Consider the following 23,963-nt stretch of genomic DNA (forward strand, 5'->3'; position numbering starts at 1 on the left):
AAGGCGATGATATCCCTGTGGGAGCGGCTTTAGCCGCGAATGGAACACTTACTTCGGTGTGCCGTGTACCACACCGGCGGTGTTATCCAGCAAGCTCTTGGTCGCCGTCTGGATATACGCTTCCAGCTTCTTCAGCATTTCCGGCTGGTCCGGGCTTTCGATCAGCTCGGCCTTGAACTCGCTGCCCAGCTGGTAGCGGTACATGCGCGGGGTCATGTCCTTGGACTCGATCAGGATGCGGTCGCCCTGCACCAGGCCGACGATCTGCTCGCTGCCAGACGGCTTGATCATACCCACGCCCTGGTCACCCTCAGGCAGGTTGAGCAGGTCGCGGCCCCAGCACTGGTGACGCGTTTCGCCACCAAGGCGGCCCATGATGGTCGGCACGATGTCGACCTGGGTGCCCACGGTGTGGTTCACCGCACCAAACTTCTCCTGAATGCCCGGGGCAATCAGCAGCAGCGGCACGTTGAAACGGCCCAGGTCCAGCTCGGTGACTTGCTGGTGGTTGCCAAAGCCGTGGTCGCCGACGATGACGAACAGGGTTTCCTTGAAGTAAGGCTCTTTACGCGCCTTCTCGAAGAACTGGCCCAGCGCCCAGTCCGAATAGCGCATGGCCGTGAGGTGCTCGTCCAGGCGGCCTTGCCCGGTGACCTTCTCGACCGGCAGGTCTTTGGGCAGCGCGTACGGGGTGTGGTTGGACAGGGTCTGCAGCAGCGCGTAGATCGGCTTCTTGCCGTCGTGCTTGGCCAGTTCCTCGTTACCGCGGTCGAACATGTCCTGGTCGGACACGCCCCAGGTCGGGTCGGAGAACACCGGGTTGACGAAGTCGTTACGGCCGATGAAGGTGGTCATGCCCTGGTTGCCGAAGAACCCGGACTGGTTATCCCAGGCAAAATCGCCGTTGTAGACGTACACGTCGTCGTAATCGCGGGCGCTCAGCAGTGCCGGCAAGCCAGACAGCTTGTGGCCGCCTTCCGGGGTCTGCATCAGGTATTCGAAGCCTGGCAGGTTGGGGAAGCAGGCCATGGTGGCGAACATACCCTGGTGGGTATGGGTGCCGTTGGAGAAGAAGCGGTCGAACAGCAGGCCTTCTTTGGCCAGCTTGTCGAAGTACGGGGTGATGTTGTTGGGGCTGCCCAGCGCGCCCACCGAGTGGCCGGCGAAGCTCTCCATCAGAATCACCACCACGTTCTTGATCGGCAGGGTGCGCTCGGCCGGCGGCACGAAGTCGCGGCGGATGGCAGCCTCGTCGGCATCGACCAGGGTGTCGTTGGCGGTCAGCAGCTGTTCGCGCACGCTCTGCGTGGCCACATTCTGCTCCAGTACCGGCTTCCAGATGTTGGCGCGGTCTTCGCCGAAGCGGCTCTTGGCGGCGTCGATCAGGGTCAGGGTGCCGTTCAGGCCCAACTGGTTGACGAAGTTGGAGTCGGTGGTGAAGGCATCACCCCAGCGCATTGGCGGGCCTTGACGCAGGGTGCCGCGGGCAGCGACCACGGCCACCAGCAGAATCACCATGAACACCGCCACGCGTTTGTACCCCGGGGCAACACGCTGCAGGCCATCGCCACGGGTGGCGCGGTCGATCCCTTTGAACAGCAGGCTCAGCAGCCAGGTGCCGAAGGCCCAGGCCAGCAGGTAGCGCACCACCGGGAAACCGTACCAGAGCATGCTCATGACGGTTTTCGGGTCTTCCTTGATGTACTGGAACACCAGGCCGTTCAGGCGCTGGTGGAACTCGCGGTAGAAGTCCATTTCCATCAGGCCGAGGAACATCACCACGCTCGAGGTGAGGGTCAGCCAGAAGCGGAACACGCCACGCCGGGCCATGGCCCAAGGGCTGAGGATGGCCAGCAGCAGCGGAATGCTGAGGTACACCACTACCCGCAGGTCGAAGCGCAAGCCGTTGAGGAAGCCTTCGGCAACGGTCGTATACGGGGTATCGCCGATCATGTCGCTGTTGTAGACCAGCAGCGCCAGGCGCACCAGGCTGAGCATCAGCATGATCACCAGGCCGCTGAGCAGCGTGTAGGCCAGGTGGGATTTCAGGGTCGGCGAAAACGACGTTCGCGCGCCCTGTTGCTTCAAGGCGTCCGTGTTAGCCATGAATGGGAAGGTCCTAGGATTACGGTTTGCGGAGAGGCGGTGGCGCTAGACCAACGCAGCATTGTGCGGGAGCGGATTCTGTTTAAACCAATGTGAAAATTTTGTCACTGGGATGTTGCGGCTTTTGTCTGTGCCGGCCTCTTCGCGGGCTTGTCCGCTCCCACAGGAACCCCACAACTCTCGAGAGCGGCGCAGTACCTGTGGGAGCGGGCAAGCCCGCAAAAAGGCCGGCACAGGCGTTCAGATGCGCACATTCCCGCGCGGCCCGGCAATTGCCCAGATCACCAGCCCTACCACCGGCAGCAAGGCGATCAGCAGTATCCACAACACCTTGATGCCCACCTCGCTGCCACTCTTGATCACATTGAGGATGGCCCAGATATCCAGCGCCAGAATGATCAGCCCGACCAGGCTGTTGAATGTAGACCCCATGCCGAAACTCCTGTCCAGAGGCTTTGCTGCACAGCATAGTCAGCTATCGCGCCAATAGAAGGGAATCCTTGGCGATTGGCGAAGGTCCCTGAGTAGACTGCTTGTATTCATTGATTCGAGGTTCGTATGCCACCCGCCCACAGCCAAAGCGCAGCCCCACCCTCACTGCTGCATGCCTGGCGCCAGCAGATCACCAACACGCCTTGGCTCAGCGCCGGCCTGGGCCTGAGCCTGTTGGCAGTGTGCGTGCTGCTGGCGGCCAGCTTCTGGAATGCAGTGAACGGCGACCATGCCGACAACCTGCACCTGGCCGCGCTGGGCGGGTTGGCCGGGTTCGGCGCCACCGCCCTGGGCGCGGTGTTGGCGGTAGTGCTGCGCGATGTCAGCGCCCGCACCCAGGATGTGATGCTGGGCTTTGCCGCCGGCATGATGCTGGCCGCCAGTTCGTTCTCGCTGATTCTGCCGGGCCTGGACGCCGCCCGCGAGATCACCGGCAACGGCCCCGCTGCGGCCTTTACCGTGGTGCTGGGCATGGGCCTGGGCGTGCTGCTGATGCTGGGCCTGGACCGCTTCACCCCGCATGAGCACGAAAGCACCGGGCCGTGCGGCCCCGAGGCCGAGCGCATCAGCCGGGTGTGGTTGTTCGTGCTGGCGATCACCCTGCACAACCTGCCCGAAGGCATGGCGATTGGCGTGAGCTTCGCCAATGGCGACATGAACATCGGCCTGCCGCTGACCAGCGCCATCGCCATCCAGGACATCCCCGAGGGGCTGGCCGTGGCGCTGGCCTTGCGCGCCACCGGGCTGTCGAACCTGAAGGCTGCGCTGGTGGCGATCGGGTCAGGGCTGATGGAGCCGCTGGGGGCGGTGATCGGCCTGGGGATTTCAACCGGTTTTGCCCTCGCCTACCCGATCAGCATGGGGCTGGCGGCGGGGGCGATGATCTTTGTGGTGAGCCACGAGGTGATACCCGAGACCCACCGCAACGGGCACCAGACGGCGGCGACCCTGGGGTTGATGGGCGGGTTTGCGGTGATGATGTTTCTGGATACCGCGCTGGGCTGAAGTTTTGGGTTGGCTGTGCAGGCCCTATCGCCGGCAAGCCAGCTCCCACAGGTACAACACTGGGTTCAAACCCTGTGGTGAGCCTGTGGGAGCAACTGTCTTTGAGGATTTTTTGAAGCTGCCCCCGCTAGGCATAGCTTCGCCAGCGATCCCGCGTAGCGGTGTCGCTGGCGAAGCCCGCGTTTCAGCAAATCAATCCTCTGTTGCTATCAGGGTGCGGGCACCTTGAGTTTCGGCTCTTTCCATTCTGTTCCGTCTCGCAGCATCGCATTCAGCTGCACCAACAGCACCCGCATACAAGCCACTGCAGCGACCTTCGCACGCTTGCCACGAGCCATCAGGGCGTTATACCGAGCGTTAAAATCCGGATCGTGCCTGATCATCGACCACATCGACATGTAGATCGCGCAGCGGACTCGATAGCGTCCGCCCTCGATCGATCTGGGGCCATTCTTCTTACCGCTGTCGTTGTTGTAGGGCGCTAGCCCTGCCAAGCCGGCGATCTTACGCCCCGTCACGGTTCCAAGCTCAGGCAGGTACGCCATGAGCGTGCCGCAAGTGATGACCCCTATCCCCTTAACAGACATCAGCCGCCTGGTCGTATCGCTATCCAGTACGTTCGAGGCTTTTTCAATCGCTTCGTCCAGTTCCTTGATCTTTTCACCCAGATAAACGATGTGGTCTGTATAGGTGGTGATAGCTGTCGCACAAATGGTTTGCTTGATCCGGCGCTTGTCGTCGTCACGGTGCTGAACAAGATTGCCCCGCAGCTTGATCAGCTCTCCCAGCTCATCCCGATCCAGGTTGGGCTCGACCTGCGGTAAATCCTCGAATTCACGAGCAAATTTCGCCAGCATTTGAGCGTCGATCTTGTCGGTCTTGGCAATCTTGCCCATGGCACTTGTGTAGTCGCGAGAGCGTTTGGGATTGACCCGAACTACATTCAGCCCCTCCCGGCGCAAGGCCCTGAGCACGGCCCTTTCATAGCCGCCCGTGGCCTCAAGCAAAACCCGCTCGACCTCAAGCTCGCTCAGGCATGCGATTAACTGCGCGAAGCCCTCAGGGTCATTCTTGACTTGAAAATGCGGGATTTTCTCAGGAAAAAACCCCACATCCAGAGTCGCTTGCGAAATATCGAGACCAACGAAGTAGGAAATCATCGCCACGCCCTCTTACACTGAAGAAGTGAGAGCACTCTGACTTAGCCCAAGCTTGTGATTTCGAGTTTGCCGCTCATTCAACTGTTCGGGCTTAGGGTCAGAGTGAGAGGTGGATGGTGACTAGGCTCCCACTCGTGCTTTAGGCACCGCTGGCTATCAGTCTGCCATCCACTGCTCTCACCCTTTTGAGTTTAATGAGCGTTGAAGACACAAGCTGGCTTGCCGGCGATAGGGCCATCAGCCTTTAGATGTGTACGGCGACTTTCAGGGCTTCCAGGGCCGGCTCGACCTTGATGCCCAGCTCGGCACCCAGTTCCAGCACCCGCGCCAGGTCGTGCTGGCCCACCATTACCACCTGCAGCTCGTCATCCAGCAGCTGGCTGAAGTTCAGCAGCACATAACCACCGGCCTCTTTGTTCAACGCGCCCATCTGTACCTGGATGCGGTTGAGCGCGGTCAGTGGTTCGGTGCGGGCCAGCTGCTTGGGCTTGAGGGTGAACGGCACGCTGCTGTCGAACGAGTCGCTGATCTGCTGGAACAGGTCCTGGTAGCTGTCGGCCTGGAACACCACCGTGTCCGGCAGGCTGCCCAGCACCACCCATTCGCCCAGCGGGATGGGGAAGCTGTCGTCGTAGTTGATGTCGGGGTTGGCGGCCAGGAAAGCGGCCGGGTCGGCGTAGGCCTGGGCAGCCTCGTCGGCGACGCGCTCGATGTCTGCCTCGCGCATGCAGCCGGCGCCGATGAGGCTGATGAATTCGAGCAACTGAGTTTTCATGAAGGGGGCCTGCGACGGGTGAAAAGTCGCCAAGGATAGCCGCAAATGCCCCCTGGCGGTTAGCCGCCCAGCGTTTGCAAGCGTGCCGCGGTATCCACCGCGCCCATGGTTTGCGCCGCCATCAGCGCGGTGGCGCCGCGGGCATCCTGGCGCGCCGGGTCGGCGCCCTGGGCCAACAGGTAGTCGAGGATTTCGCTGCGGTTGAACATGGCCGCCAGCATCAACGCCGTGCGCCCGTCCTGCGCAGCGGCATCCACGGGCACGCCGTGCTCCAGTAACAGGCGGATCATCGCCAGGTCCCCCTTGAACGCGGCACCGGCAATGGGCAACTGGCCGTTGTCGTTGGCAATCAGCGGGTCGGCGCCCTGCGCCAGCAGCACCCGCACTGCGTCGTGGTGGCCGTGGTAGCTGGCCAGCATCAGCAGCGTGTCACCCTTGTGGTTGCGCAAGTTGGCCGGCAAGCCACTGGCGAGCAAGCGCCCAAGCATGTCGGCATCGCCCTGGCGGGCACGTTCGAACACCTGCTCGGCGAATGCGGCGGTTTCGTCGTCGGTCATGGTGGCGGGCGCGGTTTGGCTGGACATCGGGAACCTCCTGGCATAAATGATTGCCCAAGTCTTTGTCAGGCACGCCATTGCGGTCAAAGGTTCAGATTCTATAGGGCCAATAGGCAAAACCTGATCCGTGCAAAATGCACTGTGCAAAATGCACGACCATGCAACCTGCACGGTACAGCGCCTGAGAAAACCCCTTAAGTGACTGTATTTACTGGCGTTTTCTTCAAATCAAGTTCTGGCACGGTCACTGCAACCATCAACTCATGTCTGCCACATAACAGTCAGGAGTTGATATGGACCTCATCCAGCAAAAGTTCGTCTCGGTATTTTCGGCCTATCAAGTGAACACCCAGGCGCGTCCTGATGGCGGGGTGTTGCTTACCCTGCGCGCAACGGATGGCAAGGTGACCCGCCGGGTCCTGACCTATGGGCAACTGCACAGCGCCGAACAACTGTCCTGGGCGATCAGCGCAATCCGCCGTGACTTGGCTGAACAGGCCAGTGAATTGCCGGTGATTGCCATGCTGCAAAGCCAGCAACGGTTTGCACTGCCGACCTACCGCTGAGATTTGCGTTGCCTGATCTGGCCTCTTCGCAGCACAAGGCTGCTCCTACAAGTGAACGCGATCGCCGACCTGACGCGATCTCCTGTAGGAGCAGCCTTGTGCTGCGAAGAGGCCGGCAAGCCCATCAAAACTCGTCAATCCCCAGAAATTCCCGTGCAGTCACATCCCCGGTAAACCGAGCCTGCATCCCCTGCTCGCTGCCGTAGAGCCGCAATGCCAGGCAAAACGGCGTATCGCCCAACTCTACCCAGCGCCGCGTCCCAGCCGGCACCACCAGTTGGTCACCCTTCTCGCACAACACCGAATACACCCAGTCGCCCAACCGCAGGCCAACCTGAGCACGCCCGCTGACCACGGCAAACACCTCTTCGGCGTCGTGCACATGCTCATCGCGTACATCGGCCTGCACCGGGGCCTCACCGTCACGGTTCAACAACACGTAAGCCTTGCTGCCGTGTGCCGTCATCAACTGGTCCAGATGTTCACGGCAGACGTCCAGCACCTCGCCTTCGGCCGTGCCAGGCCGCACCCGCAGGCCATGCTCGCGGTGGGTAAAACGCACGCCATGCTCCGCCAGGGTGGCGGCGATGTCATCGTGGTGAGTCAACACCTTGTTCGGCAGCTCCGGGCTGGCGGGGTGGAAAACGCTGAGAATGCTCATCAGGGGCGGGTCCTGGTCGATTGCGAACAAAAGGCAATGATAACGGCTGCGGCCAAGGCTGCGGCACTGGCCATACCAAAGGTGAAGGTGGGGCCCAGCAGTTTCCAGCTGTAGCCCGAATACAACGCCCCCAGCGCACCGCCGGTGCCCGACAGCGCCGCATACAGCGCCTGGCCCTGGCCCTGCTGGCGAGCGCCGAAACTGGCCTGCACGAACGCGATGCTTGCAGCGTGGAAGCAACCGAAGGTGGCTGCGTGCAGCAGTTGGGCGAAGATCAGCACCGCCGGTTCCTGGGCCAGCTTGCCCAGCAACAGCCAGCGCAACGCCGCCAGCAGGAAACTGACCAGCAAGACACGTTGCACGCTGAAGCGCGCGAACAGGCGGCTCATGACCATGAACATGAGTACTTCGGCCACCACCCCCAGCGCCCACAGCAGGCCGATGGCACTGCGGCTGTAGCCCAGGTGCTCCAGGTGCAGGGTAAGGAAGGTGTAGTACGGCCCGTGGCTGAGCTGCATCAGTGCCACGCAGGCGTAGAACGCAATCACCCCGGGGCCACGCAACTGCTGCAGGAAGCCGCCCGCGCCGCTGCGCTCGCCCTGCTCCACCGGCTGGGCGTTGGGTACCCACAGGCTGGCGGCGACGATCCCGGCCATGATCGTGACCAAGGCCACCGGGTAAATATCCAGGCTAAGCCATTCGAACAGACGGCCCAGGCCTACCACTGTCAGGATGAAGCCAATCGAACCCCACAACCGTACTTGGCTGTAGCGCGATGTTTGCCCGTGCAGGTGCGCCAGGGTGATGACCTCGAACTGCGGCAGCACCGCATGCCAGAAGAACGCGTGCAGGGCCATCACCAGCGCCAGCCAGGCGTAGCTTTTGCCGAAGAAGATCAGGGAGAAGGTGGCCAGGGTACACAACGCGCCCAGGCGCACGATCAGCAATCGCTGGCCGGTACGGTCGCCCAGCCAGCCCCACAGGTTGGGGGCGACACAGCGCATCAACATGGGAATGGCCACCAGCTCGCCGATGCGCGCCGGGGAGAAGCCCAGATGGTCGAAGTACAGCGCCAGGAAGGGGGCGGTGGAGCCTAGCAGGGCAAAGTAGAACAGGTAGAAGCTGGACAGGCGCCAGTAGGGGATGGGTTGCATCGGATGGCCTTGTGGGGACCTGTGCTGGCCTCTTCGCGGGTAAACCCGCTCCCACAGTGATATCCCTGTGGGAGCGGGTTTACCCGCGAAGAGGCCGGTGCAGGCGGATCAGAGCTGGCCCAGCACCGGGGTGTTCACCTTCACATCGGCATTCTGTGCACGGTGGCGCAGCAGGTGGTCCATCAGCGCGATGGCCATCATCGCCTCGGCTATCGGCGTGGCACGGATGCCCACGCACGGGTCGTGGCGGCCTTTGGTGATGACGTCCACCGGGTTGCCGTCGACGTCGATCGAACGGCCCGGGGTGGTGATGCTGGAGGTCGGTTTCAGCGCCAGGTGGGCAACGATCGGCTGGCCCGAAGAAATGCCACCCAGGATGCCGCCCGCGTTGTTGCTGAGGAAACCTTCCGGAGTGAGCTCGTCACGGTGCTCGGTGCCGCGCTGGGCCACGCTGGCGAAGCCGGCGCCGATTTCCACGCCCTTGACCGCGTTGATGCTCATCAGCGCGTGGGCCAGTTCTGCGTCCAGGCGGTCGAAGATCGGTTCGCCCAGGCCCGGCATCACGCCCTCGGCCACCACGGTGATCTTGGCGCCCACCGAGTCCTGGTCACGGCGCAGTTGGTCCATGTACGCCTCCAGCTCCGGCACCTTGTCCGGGTCGGGGCTGAAGAAGGCGTTCTGTTCCACCGATTCCCAGGTCTTGAACGGGATTTCGATCGGGCCCAGCTGGCTCATGTAGCCACGCACGCTGATGCCCTGGCTGGCCAGGTACTTCTTGGCGATGGCACCTGCGGCTACGCGCATGGCGGTTTCGCGGGCCGAGCTGCGGCCACCACCGCGGTAGTCGCGGATGCCGTACTTGTGGTGGTAGGTGTAGTCGGCGTGGGCCGGGCGGAACAGGTCCTTGATCGCCGAGTAGTCCTTGGACTTCTGGTCGGTGTTGCGGATCAGCAGGCCGATCGAGCAGCCGGTGGTACGGCCTTCGAACACCCCGGAGAGGATTTCTACCTCGTCGGCCTCCTGGCGCTGGGTGGTATGCCGGCTGGTGCCGGGCTTGCGGCGGTCGAGGTCATGCTGCAGGTCGGCCAGGGAAATTTCCAGGCCCGGTGGGCATCCATCGACAATGGCGACCAACGCCGGGCCATGGCTTTCGCCAGCGGTGGTGACAGTGAACAGCTTGCCGTAGGTATTGCCGGACATGGACGCTCCGCGAGTTCTGCCTGAAATGGACGAAAGCGGCAGTATACAGATGGATTGATCGCCTGTGCTGGCCTCTTCGCGGGTAAACCCGCTCCCACAGGGGCCATAACGGATTCAAATGTGGCGCAGTTCCTGTGGGAGCGGGTTCACCCGCGAAGAGGCCGAACCTGCCATGCACTGCAAGAGAACCTTCCCGAAAACATTGGGTCAAACCTCCATCTCCCCAAGTAGTACCGCATGATGTCGCGCCTTGTCGCCTTCTTCCTCCTGCTGTGCACCGGCCTGGCCCAGGCCGCCGCCCCCACTGTGCTGCAACGCCCGATCGATCTCGACACCGGCCAGGGCGTGCTGCACGGCAGCCTGCTGCTGCCGCAACAGACCACCCCGCCGCCCGTGGTGCTGATCATCGCCGGCTCCGGCCCCACCGACCGCGACGGCAACAACCCGGCGTCGGGGCGGGTCGACAACCTCAAGCGCCTGGCCCTGCTGCTGGCCAACGAGCACATCGCCAGCGTGCGCTACGACAAGCGCGGGGTGGCTGCCAGCCAGCCGGCCACGCCCGACGAACGCGACCTCAGCGTGGAGCGCTACGTGGCCGATGTGGTCGCCTGGAGCCACAAGCTCAAGGCCGACCCGCGCTTCGGCCCGCTGATCCTGGTCGGCCATAGCGAGGGCGCGCTGATCGCCAGCCTGGCCGCCGAACAGGCCGGCGCCAGCGCGGTGATCACCCTGGCCGGCAGCGGCAGGCCGCTGGCCGACGTACTTCGCGAGCAACTGGCCCAGCGCCTGCCCCCGGCGCAACTGGCCGGTGGCAGCGCCCTGCTCGACCGCCTGCAGGCCGGGCAAACCAGCCTGGAAGTACCGGCGCCGCTGCGCCAGGTATTCCGCCCCAGCGTGCAGCCGTACCTGATCTCGCTGTTCCAGCAGAACCCGGCAGCCGCCTTTGCCCGCCTGCCCATGCCCGCATTGATCGTGCAGGGGCGCAACGACGTGCAGGTGGATGTGACCGACGCCGAACGGCTGAAGGCGGCCAAGCCGGACGCACAGCTTGTACTGATTGATGGCATGAACCACATGCTGCGCATCAGCCCCAGGGGCATGAGCCAGCAGCGCGACAGCTACCTCAACCCCGAACTGCCGCTGGCGCGCGAGCTGGGTGAGCGAATTGTGACGTTCATCCAGCATTTGCCTTCGGCGTGAGGTAAACGGGCTCAGGTCCGTGGCAAGCCTGCCGATACAGCAGGCATAGCCGAGGACAAGCCTGATGACCACCGCCCCCGCCGCCGTAGAGCCGGCCGAAGAACCCCAGGAAAGCCCTGCCCTGCCTTGGGCCGAGCTGGCCGCCGAACACTTCCAGCTGCTGCGCCTGGCCGCCCTGCCCACCGACCGCAGCACCGGCGCACGGCCGCTGCGTTTTGTGCAGTTCGGTCATGCAGAGCGCCACGACAAGGCCCACAGCCTGCTGCGCATGGAAATCCAGCTGCCCGGGCAAAAGGTGCACAAAGAGCAGAACCGCCTGGATATCCGCGTCGACCATGCCGAGCGCCTGGTGCGCATTGGCAGTGAACAGGGCCTGCAACTGGAGCCGGTGAACCGGGGCATCGGCCGCTTCATGCTGGCCCAGGCCGCGCAGTGGCTGCAGCGCAAATGGCCGCATTACCGGGTTGAAGGCATGGCGCTGCCGAACAAGGATTCGCTGAACGAGGACTCACGCCTGCGCCGTGACAACTGCTTGCGCGGGGTGGGTATCGAGGTGGCGTACGAGGACGGCCAGCACCTGAAGGGCCGTACCCTGGACATGACCGTCGGCCAGCTGAAGGCCGCCTGGAGCAACGAGCGCCTGCAGCGGGTGGACATCCTGGATGCTGCAAACCTGTTGCAGCAGGCGGACCAGCAGTTGCAGGAGAAAGATGCGCAACTGCGCGAGCGCGATGAGCGGGTGGCCAAGTACCACCGCGAAGACAGCGGGCTGCGCTTTACCATTACCTGCCTGGTGGCGTTCGCGGTGTTTCAGGCGGGGTTGTTGATCTGGATTGCCACCCGCTGAAACCGAGTCGCCTGATTCGCGGGCCTGCCCGCTCCCACAGGAATACCACTGGACCTGAGGACAGTGGATTACCTGTGGGAGCGGGCAAGCCCGCGAAGAGGCCCTGAAGGTCAGACCCGGGCTTTGAACAGCTCCTGATGCTGGCGACACTGCTCGGCAGTCAGCATGAACACCCCATGCCCACCGTGCTCGAACTCCAGCCAGGCAAAGTCCACCTCGGGGTATAGCGCCTCGACATGTACCTGGCTGTTGCCCACCTCAACAATCAGCAAGCCCTTGTCGGTCAGGTGGTCTGCAGCTTCCGCCAGCATGCGCCGCACCAGGTCCAGGCCGTCGTTGCCGCAGGCCAGGCCCAGTTCGGGCTCGTGGTGGTACTCGGCCGGCATGTCGTCGAAGTCTTCGGCATCGACATACGGCGGGTTGGACAGGATCAGGTCGAAACGCTGCCCCGGCAAACCGCCAAAGCCATCGCCCTGCACGGTGTACACACGGCCGTCCAGGCCATGCCGCTCGATATTCTGGTTGGCCACTTCAAGGGCCTCGAACGACAGGTCGGCCAGTACCACCTCGGCCTCGGGGAACACGTCGGCCGCGACGATACCGATGCAGCCCGAACCCGTGCACAGGTCGAGAATGCGCGCCGGCTCGCTCGCCAGCCACGGCTCGAAGCGTTTTTCGATCAGCTGGCCAATGGGCGAGCGCGGTACCAGCACACGCTCGTCGACGATGAACGCCATGCCGCAGAACCAGGCTTCGCCCAACAGATAGGCGGCCGGCACCCGCTCTTCGATACGGCGCTTGAGCAAATGCTGGAGGCGTACCCGCTCGTCGTCCTCGAGCATGCAGTCAAGGTAGCTGTCGGCAACCTCCCATGGCAGGTGCACTGCGCCCAGCACCAGCAGGCGGGCCTCGTCCCAGGCGTTGTCGGCACCGTGGCCGAAGAACAGGTCGTGCTCGTGGAAGCGGCTGACCGCCCAGCGGATGTAGTCGCGCAACGTGCGCAGACGGGATGTGATCACGGGGTACTCCTATTTCAGACCGGACAAAAGTCTAACAGCCCCACCCGCACATTTGTTCGTTTGCAGTGCCCAAAGGCTAGCCACAGGCCAGTAACCATGCCGCTTGCGTTGTCAACCATTCCCATTGGCGTCAAGGCAGGGGACAATAGGTATACAAAAGCCCTTCCAAGGAGCCCTTGATGTCCGTTCCAACCACGATGTTCCGCCTCACTGGCCGCGACTACCCGCCGGCCAAGCTGAGCCACGCCAGCCTGATCATCATCGATGCGCAAAAGGAGTACCTCAGTGGGCCCCTGCAGCTGTCGGGCATGGACGAGGCCGTGGCCAACATCGCCAGGTTGCTCGACGCCGCCCGTAAAAGCGGCCGTCCGATCATCCATGTTCGCCACCTGGGCACTGTCGGTGGCCGCTTCGATCCGCAGGGGCCTGCCGGCCAGTTCATTCCGGGGCTCGAGCCGCTGGAAGGTGAAATCGTCATTGAAAAGCGCATGCCCAACGCCTTCAAGAACACCCAGTTGCACGAAACGCTGCAGTCGCTGGGCCACCTTGACCTGATTGTGTGCGGCTTCATGAGCCACTCCAGCGTCAGCACCACCGTGCGCCGCGCCAAGGACTATGGTTATCGGTGCACCCTGGTGGAAGACGCCTCGGCAACCCGCGACCTGGCCTTCAAGGATGGCGTCATCCCGGCCGCGCAGATTCACCAGTGCGAAATGGCCGTGATGGCCGACAACTTCGCTTGCGTGGCACCCACCGCCAGCCTGATCTAAGGGCCAGGCACGACCGCCCGGCAGCCGGGCGGAACCCGATGGGCGGCAGCAGGTCGAATTCCGGATATCCACAGAGGAGAGCGGAATGAAGCTTAAAGGCAGTTTCGACGCCAAGCGCCTGCGCACGCGCCAGCCGCGTAACTGGGGTGCCCGCCTGGCGGCCGGCCTGTCGGCGCTGCTGGCGACCCTGGGCGTGCTGCTGGCCATGGCCGGCGTCGCCGGCTTGCTGGGCAACTACCCTGCCCTGCAAGAACTCAATACCAACAAGCCGTTGTCCAGCATCCTCACCGGGGCTGGCTTGCTGCTGTTGTGGCTGGGCGTGCGCTTCTGGCGGCGCAGCCGCATTCGCTTGCGTCGCGGGCGGGAACTGAACCTGTCGCCGCACCTGATGAAAAAGCACGACTGAATCCTGTGCGGGCCCTATCGCCGGCAAGCCAGCTCCCACAGGATTGCCACAGGCCTGAATGTTGTGCAGTACCTGTGGGAGCTGGCTTGCCGGCGATAGGGCCCGCACAGGCTGCACATGGCCCCACAGTCGCGTAAACTACGCCGCCCACGTGGAGGCATCATGCAAGACGACGATTTTTCCCTGTTCAAGGCCGAAGTGCGTGGCGTAAAGCAAATTCGCCACGACCGCGCCGAAGTCGGCAAGCCCAAGGCCGACCGCCAGAAGCTGGCCGGCCTGCGCCAGGCGGCAACCGTGCGCAGTGACAAGGCCTTGGTCATCGACGGTATGTCCGACCAGTTCGTCATCGACGTTGGCGCCGAAGACGAGCTGATGTGGCGCCGCGACGGCGTGCAGGAAGGCCAGCTGCGCAAGCTGAAGCTGGGCCAGATCCCGTTCGAGGGCAGCCTCGATCTGCACGGCATGACCGTGGAAAAGGCCCGCGAAACGCTGTGGGACTTCATCGCCGAAGCCACCAAGCTGGAAGTGCGCTGCGTGCGGGTTACCCACGGCAAGGCCGCACGCCTGGATGGCAAGCGCCCCATGATCAAGAGCCACGTCAACACCTGGCTGCGCCAGCACCCGCAGGTGCTCGGTTTTGCCTCGTGCAGCGCACGCCATGGCGGCACCGGCGCGGTGTATGTGATGCTCAAGCGAACCATGCTCGAAGGCCGCGACGAGTAACGCCGCGCTTGCAGCGCCGCCCTCACCGCCGTAACCTTCGTTTTTGCGATTTTTTCCCACAGGTAGATCCATGTCCCTGGAACAGAACTACACCGAGATCCTCAGCCAGATTGGCGAGGACGTCTCCCGTGAGGGCCTGCTCGACACGCCCAAGCGGGCTGCAAAGGCGATGAAGTACCTTTGCCGCGGTTATGAGCAAACACTGGAAGAAGTCACCAACAACGCTTTGTTCAGCTCTGACAACAGCGAAATGGTGCTGGTCCGGGACATCGAGCTGTATTCGATGTGCGAACACCACATGCTGCCGTTCATCGGCAAGGCACACGTGGCCTACCTGCCCAAGGGCAAGGTACTGGGCCTGTCGAAGGTAGCGCGCATCGTCGACATGTATGCCCGTCGCCTGCAGATCCAGGAAAACCTCAGCCGCCAGATCGCCGAAGCCGTGCAGCAGGTAACTGGCGCCGCCGGTGTAGCGGTCGTGGTCGAAGCCAAGCACATGTGCATGATGATGCGCGGTGTCGAGAAGCAGAACTCGACCATGATCACCTCGGTGATGCTGGGCGAGTTCCGCGAAAACGCCGCCACCCGCAGCGAGTTCCTCAGCCTGATCAAGTGATTGGCTGCTGACCCCAAGCCGACCCCGCCGGGTCGGCTTTTGCATTTCAGGAGTTGCCCATGATCGTCAAAGCCCTGCGGGTTGGCCTCGGCCAGCTCATCGTGTTCGCTGACTGGATCAGCCGCCCGGCCAAGCGCAAGCGCGACGCCGCTGCCCAGGCCCGCGTCGAGCAAGCGGCCAAGGGCCTGGCGCTGTACCAGTTCCATGCCTGCCCGTTCTGCGTCAAGACCCGCCGCACCCTGCACCGCCTGAACGTGCCGGTGGCGCTGCGCGATGCGAAGAACGACCCGGTGCACCGCCAGGCCCTGCAGGAAGGTGGCGGCCGGGTGAAAGTGCCGTGCCTGCGCATCGAAGAAGCCGGAAAAGTGACCTGGATGTATGAGTCCAAGGCCATCATTGCCTACCTGGATGAGCGATTCGCGTCGGCCTGATGGCTTGTAGTTTTGCTGTGCCGGCCTCTTCGCGGGTAAACCCGCTCCCACAGGGATATCACCTGGCCTGAGGGCGTTGATATCCCTGTGGGAGCGGGTTCACCCGCGAAAGGGCCAGTACAGACTGAAGATCAGCCCACCATCGGCACATGCCGCGGGTGGTTGCTGACCCGCTCCAGCCAGGCCATTACCGCCGGGTATTCGGCCAGATCGAACCCGCCCTGCTGCGCCACATGGGTGTAGGCATACAACGCCACATCGGCAATCGAGTACTGCTCACCCACCAGGTACGGCGTCATCTGAAGCTGCCGCTCCATCACCTTCAACGCCTTGTAACCGCCCTTGTGCAGCTTGCGGTACTCCTGCAGGCGCTCGTCCGGCAGCCCCAGGTAAAACTGGATGAAGCGCGCCACGGCAATGTACGGCTCATGGCTGTACTGCTCGAAGAACTGCCACTGCAACACCTGCGTGCGCAGACGCGGCTCGCTGGGCAAAAACTCGCTGCCATCGGCCAGGAAGTTGAGAATGGCATTGGACTCCCACAGGTAGCTGCCGTCCTCCAGCTCCAGCACAGGCACCTTGCCGTTGGGGTTCATCGCCAGAAACTCGGGCGTTTCGGTCTCGCCCTTGAGGATGTCCACCGGGTGCCATTCATACGGCCGGCCCAGCAGGCTCAACATCAGCTTGACCTTGTAGCAGTTGCCCGACTGGTAGTCGCCATAGACCTTGTACATCGCCCCTCCCCTCCCAAAGTTTGGACCGCCTCTGTAGGAGCAGCCTTGTGCTGCGAAGAGGACCTTTCTGCCAATACAATTACTGCGCCAGTAACGGGCTCTTCGCAGCGCAAGGCTGCTCCTACAAAAAGCGGGTGCCGAAAATGTCGGCTTCCAAGCAGTTTCGCGTTTGCGCCCAATAGTTGGCGACTGTACGGCTAAAAGCAATGGCCGCTGTATGGCAAGGATCAATCTTGCTCGCTGTAGTCTGAAAAAACTGCTTACACCTTTACAAGGACTTTGTTCATGACCGATGCCACTTCCGCACGCCTGCGGCCCCTGGCAGATACCTCCCCGTCGGCGGTGGTCGCCGGCTTCATCGCCATGCTCACCGGCTATACCAGTTCGCTGGTACTGATGTTCCAGGCCGGCCAGGCAGCCGGGCTGACCACCGCGCAGATCTCGTCATGGATCTGGGCGCTGTCGATTGGCATGGCGGTGTGCAGCATCGGCCTGTCGCTGCGCTACCGCACCCCGATCACCATCGCCTGGTCCACCCCCGGCGCCGCCCTGCTGATCACCAGCCTCGGCGGGGTGAGCTATGGCGAGGCCATTGGTGCCTACATTACCTGTGCCGTGCTGGTGCTCATCTGCGGCCTGACCGGCAGCTTCGAGCGCCTGGTCAAGCGCATCCCGGCCTCGCTGGCCTCGGCGCTGCTGGCGGGCATCCTGTTCAAGATCGGCAGCGAAATCTTTGTTGCGGCGCAGCATCGCACCTTGCTGGTACTGGGCATGTTCTTCAGCTACCTGCTGGTCAAGCGCCTGTCGCCGCGTTACTGCGTACTGGCTGCGCTGCTGGTGGGCACGGCATTGTCCGGCGCTCTGGGCCTGCTGGACTTCAGCGGCTTCCACCTGGAAGTGGCCAAGCCGGTGTGGACCACACCGAGCTTCTCGCTGGCGGCCACCATCAGCATTGGCATTCCGCTGTTCGTGGTGGCCATGACCTCGCAGAACATGCCCGGCGTGGCCGTGCTGCGCGCCGACGGCTACCAGGTGCCGGCCTCACCGCTGATTTCGGCCACCGGCTTTGCCTCGCTGCTGCTGGCGCCATTCGGCTCGCACGGGGTCAACCTGGCGGCGATCAGCGCGGCGATCTGCACCGGGCCGCACGCCCACGAAGACCCGAGCAAACGCTACACCGCCGCGGTGTGGTGCGGGATTTTCTACGGCATTGCCGGGGTGTTCGGGGCGACCTTGGCGGCGCTGTTTGCAGCATTGCCGAAAGAACTGGTGCTGTCGATTGCGGCACTGGCGCTGTTCGGGTCGATCATGAACGGGCTGACCGTGGCCATGAGCGAGGCGCGCGAGCGCGAGGCGGCAGTGATTACCTTCATGGTGACCGCCTCGGGGCTTACGCTGTTCTCGATTGGCTCGGCGTTCTGGGGGATTGTGGCGGGGGTGTTGGCCTTGTTGATCCTCAACCCGCGCAAAGCCTGAGGTTATTGGTGCCTGTGCGGGCCTCTTCGCAGCGCAAGGCTGCTCCTACAGGAATATCATTGGGCCTGAGGGCTGTGGTGCCCTTGTAGGAGCAGCCTTGTGCTGCGAAGAGGCCGGTACAGGCAACAGATATTCCGGACTAGGCTCACAACCTGAAATGCCCCACCATCCCCTTCAAATCCGTCCCCAACTGCGCCAGCTCCACACTCGACCGGGCATTGTCCTGCATCGCCAGCGCCGCCTGGTCCGCACTGCCGCGAATCTGCGTGACACTGCGGCTGATCTCTTCCGCCACCGAGCTCTGCTGCTCAGCCGCCGCAGCAATCTGCTGGTTCATCTGCTGAATCAATGAAACCGCAGCAGCAATGCTGCCCAGCGCGCTTTCGGTCTGCAGCGCATCACTCACCGCCAGGCGAACCAGTTCAGTACTGCCACGAATCTGCGCTACCGACTGCTGGGCGTTACCCCGCAGGCTGGCGACCAGTACCTCGATCTGTTCGGTAGACTGCCGAGTACGCCGCGCCAACGCACGCACCTCGTCGGCCACCACGGCAAAACCACGCCCCTGCTCGCCGGCACGGGCGGCCTCGATGGCGGCGTTCAGCGCCAGCAGGTTGGTCTGCTCGGCCACGCTCTTGATCACTGCCAGCACGTCGCCAATGGTGTGGATTTCGGCACTGAGGCTGTCGATGCCAGCGCTGGCGGTTTCTGCCGCCGCCGCCAACTGCTCGATGCGCTGCATGCTCTGGCGCACCACCTGTTGCCCCGACTCGACCTTGTCGTCCGCCGCCTGGGCCGCCTGCGCCGCTTCCTCGGCATTGCGCGCCACATCGTGCACGGTGGCGGTCATCTGCTGCATGGCGGTGGCCACCTGCTCGGTTTCCTCCTTCTGGCTGCCCACCTCACGGTTGGTCTGCTCGGTCACTGCCGACAACGCCTGAGCACTACCCGCCAGTTGGTCGATGCCTTGCTGCAAGCCGCTGACAATGCCCGACAGGCCCGCTGCCATCTGCTGCATGGCCTGCATCAGTTGCCCCACCTCGTCACGCCGCGGTGCCTGGGCGTCAAAACCCAGCTCGCCAGCGGCAATGCGCTGGGCGCGGGCGATCACATGCTTGAGCGGGCCGACCACCGCGCGGGTGATCAGCCAGGCGGCCAGCACACCCACCAACAGTGCCAGGCCGGTGGCCACGGCAATGGCCACGGCATTGCGTTGCAGCTCTGCCTGCAGGGCCTGCTCCTGCCCCAGATAGGCTTGATCGACCCTCTCGGTGACTTGCTCGGCACTGGCCTGCAACTGGGCTTTCAGCCCTTGCTCGCGGGCCAGCTGGTCGGTGTATTCGTTGAGTTTTTCCGAGAAGCTGCCGATGTGGCCCGCCACCTCACCCAGCACGCTCTGGTAACCGGCATCACCGACCGCGCCCTGCAACTGGCCAACCAGGCTGGCGGCCTCCACCGTCTGGGCAATGCGCTCCTGGCTTACGCCCTCTTCGCCCTTGCGGCTTTTTTCCAGGCGCACCCGCGCTTCGTCCATGGCCTGCAACATCAACCTGGACACCTGCGCCACCTGCGCAGCCTGCTCAAGAAACTCGCCCCCCTGCTGGCCCTGGGACTGCTTGAGGGTATAGACGCCATCGTCGGCCAGGCCGGCCTGCAGCACATCAAGGTTATTGGCGACGCTGGACACCGACCAGCTGGCCATGTCCAGCGCCAGCTCCTTGGCCTGCACCGCCGCGACAAACGCCTCGAACGCCTGCCCGTAGGCAGCCAGGTCGGTTTCGGCCGCCACCAGCGCCGGCAGGCCACGGGCGCGCTCGGCCAGGCCCTGCAGGCCGCTGCGCAAGGCTTCGGCCTGCTGGATGTCGGAGCGCAGGGCAAACGCCTGCTCATGCTGACGCAAGCGCAGCAGGTCGGTATTGAACTGTGCCAGCTGGCGCAAACTGTCGAAGCGCTGGCCCACGCTGTGCAGCGCGGCGATGCCGATGGCCGCCACCGCCAGGGTCAGCACCAGCACCAAGGCAAAGCCCAGGCCGAGTTTGCGGGCCATGCCCAGGTTGGCCAGCACACTCTGCTTGCTCGTGCCCATCGCCGACTCCCCTTCTGCTTGCGAGGTTATCCCGAAAGCCAAGGGTGGCAACGTTGCCAACCGATGGACAAGGGCCTGGCGTCAGAATAGTGTCAAATAGCTATGAGCGTGTCGCTTTCAGGCCGGCAGAGGTCGCACGACGCGCTGTAGGCAGGCCCGGCCTCTTCGCGGGTAAACCCGCTCCCACAGGGATCGCACCCAACCCGGGGGCAACGCTTTACCTGTGGGAGCGGGTTTACCCGCGAAGAAGGCCGCGCGGGATCAGCTCAGATCGCGGTGGCCCCGCCATCCACTGTCAGGCAATGCCCGGTGGTAAACGCCGCGCCGTCGCTGCACAAGTACAGCACGGCGCTGGCAATTTCCTCGACCTTGCCAATGCGCCCCACCGGGTGCATCGCGGCGGCGAACTCGGCCTTGCGTGGGTCGGCCACGTAGGCGCGGCGGAACATGTCGGTATCGATCACCGCTGGGCACACAGCATTCACGCGGATACCCTTCTTGGCATATTCGATGGCCGCCGACTTGGTCAGGCCAATCACCGCGTGCTTGCTGGCGCTATAGATACTCATCTTCGGCGCCGCGCCCAGCCCCGCCACCGACGCGGTATTGACGATCACTCCACCGCCCTGGGCCAGCAGCAAGGGCAACTGGTACTTCATGCACAGCCACACGCCCTTCACGTTCACGCCCATGATGGCATCGAACTCCGCCTCGCTACCTTCGGCCAGACGGCTCTGCTCTATCTCGATGCCAGCGTTGTTGTAGGCGTAGTCCAGCCGACCGTAAGCGGCGATCAGGCGCTCGTGCAACTGGCGCACCTCGGCATCGCGGGTGACGTCACAGGCAATGAACAACGCCTCGCCGCCTGCGGCGTGAATCTGCGCCACGGTGGCCTCCCCACCCAGCGGGTCGAGGTCGGCCACTACCACCTTCAGGCCCTCACGGGCGAATGCCAGGGCCGTTGCCCGGCCTATGCCGGCAGCGCCGCCGGTGACCAGCGCTACCTGGCCGGAAAAGGTCATGCTCATTGCGTGCTCCTGAAGGGGATGGTGGGGTTCAGAGCATAGTCAGCCACCGTCTGGCCGGGCAGCATCATCACACCGACGGTTGGGCTACCATGCTTGTCAGTGATGTTAAGGACCTGCCTACATCAACAAGGTAGATTTAACGCCTGTCATCTTCCACTGCCCACAAGGACCCGCCATGACCCAGACCAACCGCCGCTTCCTGCTCGCCAAACGCCCGGTCGGCGCCGTGCGCCGTGACGACTTCACCTTCGAAAGCGTGCCCGCCGAACAACCCGGCGAAGGCCAGGTGCTGGTGCGCAACCTGTACCTGTCGCTGGACCCGGCCATGCGCGGCTGGATGAACGAAGGCAAGTCCTACATCCCACCCGTCGCCCTGGGCCAGGTAATGCGTGCCCTCGGCGTGGGCGAAGTGGTTGCCTCCAACCACCCGGCATTCAAACCGGGCGACCACGTTAGCGGCGCCCTTGGCGTGCAGGATTACTTCACCGGCGAGCCCCAGGGCCTGCACAAGATCGACCCCAACCTGGCGCCCCTGCCCCGCTACCTGTCGGCACTGGGCATGACCGGCATGACCGCCTACTTCGCCCTGCTGGAAGTTGGCCAGCCCAAGGCCGGCGAAACCGTGGTCATCTCCGGCGCGGCCGGTGCGGTGGGCAGCATTGTCGGGCAGATTGCCAAGGTCAAAGGCTGCCGCGTGGTCGGCATTGCCGGCGGCGCCGAGAAGTGCCAGTACCTGAAGGACGAACTGGGCTTTGACGGGGTGATCGACTACAAGGCCGAGGACGTGTTGGCCGGCCTGAAGCGCGAATGCCCCAAAGGCGTGGACGTGTACTTCGACAACGTGGGCGGCGACATCCTCGATGCCGTGCTGACGCGTATCAACTTCAAGGCCCGCATCGTGATTTGCGGCGCGATCAGCCAGTACAACAACAAGGAAGCGGTAAAAGGCCCGGCCAACTACCTGTCGTTGCTGGTAAACCGTGCGCGCATGGAAGGGTTTGTGGTGATGGACCATGCCAAGGACTACGGCAAAGCCGCGCTGGAGATTGCCGGGTGGCTGGCCAGCGGGCAGGTGAAGAGCAAGGAAGATGTGGTGGAGGGGCTGGAGACGTTCCCCGAGACCTTGCTGAAGCTGTTCAGTGGGGAGAACTTTGGCAAGCTTGTGCTGAAGGTCTAACCCTCGATAGTGTGCGCAGCCCTTTCGCGACACAAGGCCGCTTCTACAAGGGGCCGCGTCAGCCAGAGGAAATAAAAAAGGCCAGCACGCGCGTGCTGGCCTTTTTGATTAACGCGGGCTCTTTACCCACGAATCTCCGCCACCACCGCAGCCAGCGCCTGCGCCGGGTCTGCGGCCTGGCTGATCGGCCGACCGATCACCAGGTAATCCGAACCCGCATCCAGCGCCTGGCGCGGGGTGAGGATACGGCGCTGGTCATCCTGCGCGCTGCCCGCCGGGCGAATGCCCGGGGTTACCAACTGCAGCGACGGGTGCGCCGCCTTCAATGCAGGGGCCTCCAGCGCCGAGCACACCAAACCGTCCATGCCCGCCTTCTGCGCCAGCGCCGCCAGGCGCAGCACCTGCTCTTGCGGGTCGACATCCAGGCCAATACCGGCCAGGTCTTCACGCTCCATGCTGGTCAACACGGTCACACCAATCAGCAATGGCTGCGGGCCGCTGCGCTTGTCGAGCACTTCACGGCAGGCAGCCATCATGCGCAGGCCACCGGAGCAGTGCACGTTCACCATCCACACCCCCATCTCGGCAGCGGCCTTTACCGCCATGGCCGTGGTGTTGGGGATGTCGTGGAACTTGAGGTCCAGGAACACTTCGAAGCCCTTGTCACACAGGGTTTCGACGATGCCCGAAGCGCTGCTGGTAAACAGCTCCTTGCCAACCTTCACCCGGCACAGCGCGGGGTCTAGCTGGTCAGCCAGCTTCAGGGCGGCCTCACGGGTAGGGAAATCCAGGGCGACGATCAGGGGCGTCTGGCAGGCGGACATGGGCAGGGTCTCTTGGCAAGTCGAAAACGGCGCGCATTGTAAACGAAGTGACGCAGGCTTTGGGGCCCGCGGGTCACGGAATTGGCCCGGCGGCAGCTGGCTTCTATAATTGAACCAACGGAACGGGTATTCGCTCAAATTTCTTACAAGCAGCGCCCCTCACCCGCTTAAGGAGAACGATAATGCCTTGGTATGCCTGGCTGATACTCATCATAGCCCTCGGCTCCATCGTCGGTGGGCTGATGATGCTGCGCGATACGGCAAAAAAACTGCCACTGACCGATGAACAACTACGCAAGGTGCATGAACGCAACGCCGAAGCCGATGCCAAGGATGCGCAAGACCGCTGACGCGCCGCGTGTAGCGCGCAATCTTAATGCGTCTGGCGTTAGCCGTGTGGGGCTGCTGACATCGAGCGCCGCCCGCGCGGCGCTCGATGTCAGCAGCCCCACACGACTCAAGGCAGACGGCCAGGACATTGCCCCGGCCCCTCCCCACTTACTCGACCATCACCTTGTCCCGGTTGCGCTCTAGCAAGGCGTTGCCAATCCCCTTGATTTCAAGCAGCTCATCCACCGAAGCAAACGGCCCGTTGGCCTCCCGATAGGCCACGATGGCCTCGGCCTTGGCTTTGCCTATGCCGTTCAGCTCTTTCTGCAATGTCAGCGCGTCAGCCTTGTTCAGGTCCAGCCGCTGGGGTTGCTGCACCTGCTGCTGGCTCACTACCGGCACCGGCTCGACCACCGCCGTGGCGCTGGCCGGGGCGGCGCTCAGGGAGAAAGACAAACTGGCGAACAGCGGCAACAGCAGGTACGACAGAACGTTATTGCGCATGGTCAACACTCCTTGGGTTGGTCATTTTCCAGCAACCGTTTTCCTTCGGCTGCGCCACAAACCCTAGCGGTTAACCTGACAGCAAAACACCCACCCTCAGCGGCGAATGGTTACCG

At 63.4% G+C, this 23,963-nt stretch carries 26 protein-coding genes and 1 pseudogene; 12 read left to right on the forward strand and 15 right to left on the reverse strand.

All coding sequences use genetic code 11. The features are described 5' to 3' along the window. Positions 1-48: 48 nt before the first annotated feature. Positions 49-2,106: an LTA synthase family protein gene (locus ABOC32_RS25035; RefSeq protein ID WP_426809272.1), complete on the reverse strand. Its 2,058-nt coding sequence runs from the start codon at positions 2,104-2,106 to the stop codon at positions 49-51. A 240-nt stretch (positions 2,107-2,346) separates the two neighbouring features. Beyond that, positions 2,347-2,538, reverse strand: coding sequence for a PLDc N-terminal domain-containing protein (locus ABOC32_RS25040; protein ID WP_012271091.1), 192 nt, complete (start codon positions 2,536-2,538; stop codon positions 2,347-2,349). 126 nt (positions 2,539-2,664) lie between these two features. Between ABOC32_RS25040 and ABOC32_RS25045 the strand changes: the two genes are divergently transcribed. After that, positions 2,665-3,603, forward strand: coding sequence for a ZIP family metal transporter (locus tag ABOC32_RS25045; protein ID WP_426809273.1), 939 nt, complete (start codon positions 2,665-2,667; stop codon positions 3,601-3,603). A gap of 209 nt (positions 3,604-3,812) precedes the next feature. Here ABOC32_RS25045 and ABOC32_RS25050 read toward each other — a convergent pair whose 3' ends face one another. From ABOC32_RS25050 to ABOC32_RS25060, 3 genes are all read right to left on the reverse strand, one after another. Continuing rightward, a complete protein-coding gene (locus ABOC32_RS25050) occupies positions 3,813-4,763 on the reverse strand; it encodes an IS110 family transposase (RefSeq protein WP_426809274.1) in 951 nt (316 codons plus the stop codon). A 244-nt stretch (positions 4,764-5,007) separates the two neighbouring features. Beyond that, a complete protein-coding gene (locus tag ABOC32_RS25055) occupies positions 5,008-5,538 on the reverse strand; it encodes a hypothetical protein (RefSeq protein ID WP_426809275.1) in 531 nt (176 codons plus the stop codon). Positions 5,539-5,597: 59 nt separating this feature from the next. After that, on the reverse strand, positions 5,598-6,122 hold the full coding sequence (locus ABOC32_RS25060) for an ankyrin repeat domain-containing protein (RefSeq protein WP_426809276.1): 525 nt from the start codon (positions 6,120-6,122) through the stop codon (positions 5,598-5,600). A 266-nt stretch (positions 6,123-6,388) separates the two neighbouring features. On the opposite strand from ABOC32_RS25060, the gene ABOC32_RS25065 reads away from it, so the two are divergent. Continuing rightward, positions 6,389-6,661 carry a DUF3509 domain-containing protein gene (locus ABOC32_RS25065; RefSeq protein ID WP_258655675.1) on the forward strand — a complete coding sequence of 91 codons (273 nt, stop codon included), beginning with the start codon at positions 6,389-6,391 and terminating at the stop codon, positions 6,659-6,661. 124 nt (positions 6,662-6,785) lie between these two features. Here ABOC32_RS25065 and ABOC32_RS25070 read toward each other — a convergent pair whose 3' ends face one another. The 3 genes from ABOC32_RS25070 to aroC form a co-directional block, all read right to left on the reverse strand. After that, the gene (locus ABOC32_RS25070; protein WP_426809277.1) at positions 6,786-7,322 is read right to left on the reverse strand and encodes an oxidase; all 537 of its coding nucleotides are present in this window, start codon (positions 7,320-7,322) and stop codon (positions 6,786-6,788) included. Then, on the reverse strand, positions 7,322-8,476 hold the full coding sequence (locus ABOC32_RS25075) for an MFS transporter (protein WP_426809278.1): 1,155 nt from the start codon (positions 8,474-8,476) through the stop codon (positions 7,322-7,324). The genes ABOC32_RS25070 and ABOC32_RS25075 overlap by 1 nt, the downstream gene beginning before the upstream one ends. Positions 8,477-8,584: 108 nt before the next feature. Continuing rightward, complete coding sequence (aroC, locus tag ABOC32_RS25080) at positions 8,585-9,676, reverse strand: chorismate synthase (protein WP_426809279.1); 1,092 nt, start codon at positions 9,674-9,676, stop codon at positions 8,585-8,587. A gap of 237 nt (positions 9,677-9,913) precedes the next feature. Between aroC and ABOC32_RS25085 the strand changes: the two genes are divergently transcribed. Together ABOC32_RS25085 and ABOC32_RS25090 are read left to right on the forward strand one after the other, a co-directional pair. Further along, positions 9,914-10,876 (forward strand): alpha/beta hydrolase, encoded by a 963-nt coding sequence (locus ABOC32_RS25085; protein WP_426809280.1) that lies wholly within the window; start codon positions 9,914-9,916, stop codon positions 10,874-10,876. A gap of 64 nt (positions 10,877-10,940) precedes the next feature. Further along, a complete protein-coding gene (locus tag ABOC32_RS25090) occupies positions 10,941-11,723 on the forward strand; it encodes a hypothetical protein (RefSeq protein ID WP_426809281.1) in 783 nt (260 codons plus the stop codon). Positions 11,724-11,833: 110 nt separating this feature from the next. Here the strand turns inward: ABOC32_RS25090 and prmB are convergent, their stop codons facing one another. Further along, positions 11,834-12,742 (reverse strand): 50S ribosomal protein L3 N(5)-glutamine methyltransferase, encoded by a 909-nt coding sequence (prmB, locus tag ABOC32_RS25095; RefSeq protein WP_426809282.1) that lies wholly within the window; start codon positions 12,740-12,742, stop codon positions 11,834-11,836. Positions 12,743-12,921: 179 nt separating this feature from the next. Between prmB and ABOC32_RS25100 the strand changes: the two genes are divergently transcribed. The 5 genes from ABOC32_RS25100 (at position 12,922) to ABOC32_RS25120 (ending at position 15,688) form a co-directional block, all read left to right on the forward strand. Then, on the forward strand, positions 12,922-13,512 hold the full coding sequence (locus ABOC32_RS25100) for a cysteine hydrolase family protein (protein ID WP_426809283.1): 591 nt from the start codon (positions 12,922-12,924) through the stop codon (positions 13,510-13,512). Positions 13,513-13,597: 85 nt separating this feature from the next. After that, positions 13,598-13,918, forward strand: a complete 321-nt coding sequence (locus tag ABOC32_RS25105) for a hypothetical protein (protein ID WP_016500967.1) — start codon at positions 13,598-13,600, stop codon at positions 13,916-13,918. Positions 13,919-14,080: 162 nt separating this feature from the next. Beyond that, positions 14,081-14,641 (forward strand): Smr/MutS family protein, encoded by a 561-nt coding sequence (locus ABOC32_RS25110; RefSeq protein ID WP_043201135.1) that lies wholly within the window; start codon positions 14,081-14,083, stop codon positions 14,639-14,641. 70 nt (positions 14,642-14,711) lie between these two features. Continuing rightward, entirely contained in the window at positions 14,712-15,257 is a 546-nt protein-coding gene (gene folE, locus ABOC32_RS25115; RefSeq protein ID WP_012271077.1) for a GTP cyclohydrolase I FolE, read from the forward strand. A 59-nt stretch (positions 15,258-15,316) separates the two neighbouring features. After that, positions 15,317-15,688: a glutaredoxin family protein gene (locus tag ABOC32_RS25120; protein ID WP_043201132.1), complete on the forward strand. Its 372-nt coding sequence runs from the start codon at positions 15,317-15,319 to the stop codon at positions 15,686-15,688. 131 nt (positions 15,689-15,819) lie between these two features. Here the strand turns inward: ABOC32_RS25120 and ABOC32_RS25125 are convergent, their stop codons facing one another. Then, complete coding sequence (locus tag ABOC32_RS25125; protein ID WP_426809284.1) at positions 15,820-16,422, reverse strand: glutathione S-transferase family protein; 603 nt, start codon at positions 16,420-16,422, stop codon at positions 15,820-15,822. Between the two features lie 285 nt (positions 16,423-16,707). Between ABOC32_RS25125 and ABOC32_RS25130 the strand changes: the two genes are divergently transcribed. After that, entirely contained in the window at positions 16,708-17,898 is a 1,191-nt protein-coding gene (locus ABOC32_RS25130; protein WP_426809285.1) for a benzoate/H(+) symporter BenE family transporter, read from the forward strand. Positions 17,899-18,043: 145 nt separating this feature from the next. On the opposite strand, the gene ABOC32_RS25135 is transcribed toward ABOC32_RS25130, so the two are convergent. The 3 genes and pseudogenes from ABOC32_RS25135 to ABOC32_RS25145 form a co-directional block, all read right to left on the reverse strand. Continuing rightward, positions 18,044-18,925, reverse strand: a complete 882-nt coding sequence (locus tag ABOC32_RS25135; protein ID WP_426811658.1) for a methyl-accepting chemotaxis protein — start codon at positions 18,923-18,925, stop codon at positions 18,044-18,046. A 27-nt stretch (positions 18,926-18,952) separates the two neighbouring features. Next, positions 18,953-19,984, reverse strand: a pseudogene (locus ABOC32_RS25140) (methyl-accepting chemotaxis protein); the annotation flags it as partial. A gap of 266 nt (positions 19,985-20,250) precedes the next feature. Continuing rightward, entirely contained in the window at positions 20,251-21,012 is a 762-nt protein-coding gene (locus tag ABOC32_RS25145; RefSeq protein ID WP_426809286.1) for an SDR family oxidoreductase, read from the reverse strand. 175 nt (positions 21,013-21,187) lie between these two features. Here ABOC32_RS25145 and ABOC32_RS25150 point away from each other — a divergent pair, with 175 nt between their 5' ends. After that, entirely contained in the window at positions 21,188-22,189 is a 1,002-nt protein-coding gene (locus ABOC32_RS25150) for an NADP-dependent oxidoreductase (protein ID WP_426809287.1), read from the forward strand. 122 nt (positions 22,190-22,311) lie between these two features. Here ABOC32_RS25150 and pyrF read toward each other — a convergent pair whose 3' ends face one another. Beyond that, entirely contained in the window at positions 22,312-23,013 is a 702-nt protein-coding gene (pyrF, locus tag ABOC32_RS25155; RefSeq protein ID WP_043201107.1) for an orotidine-5'-phosphate decarboxylase, read from the reverse strand. 182 nt (positions 23,014-23,195) lie between these two features. On the opposite strand from pyrF, the gene ABOC32_RS25160 reads away from it, so the two are divergent. Continuing rightward, the gene (locus ABOC32_RS25160) at positions 23,196-23,363 is read left to right on the forward strand and encodes a DUF2897 family protein (RefSeq protein WP_016500979.1); all 168 of its coding nucleotides are present in this window, start codon (positions 23,196-23,198) and stop codon (positions 23,361-23,363) included. A gap of 148 nt (positions 23,364-23,511) precedes the next feature. Here the strand turns inward: ABOC32_RS25160 and ABOC32_RS25165 are convergent, their stop codons facing one another. Then, positions 23,512-23,847 (reverse strand): ComEA family DNA-binding protein, encoded by a 336-nt coding sequence (locus ABOC32_RS25165; protein ID WP_426809288.1) that lies wholly within the window; start codon positions 23,845-23,847, stop codon positions 23,512-23,514. Between the last annotated feature and the right edge of the window lie 116 nt (positions 23,848-23,963).

The organism is Pseudomonas sp. WOUb67 (genome assembly GCF_050058005.1).
Classification (GTDB): Bacteria; Pseudomonadota; Gammaproteobacteria; order Pseudomonadales; family Pseudomonadaceae; genus Aquipseudomonas; species Aquipseudomonas putida_R.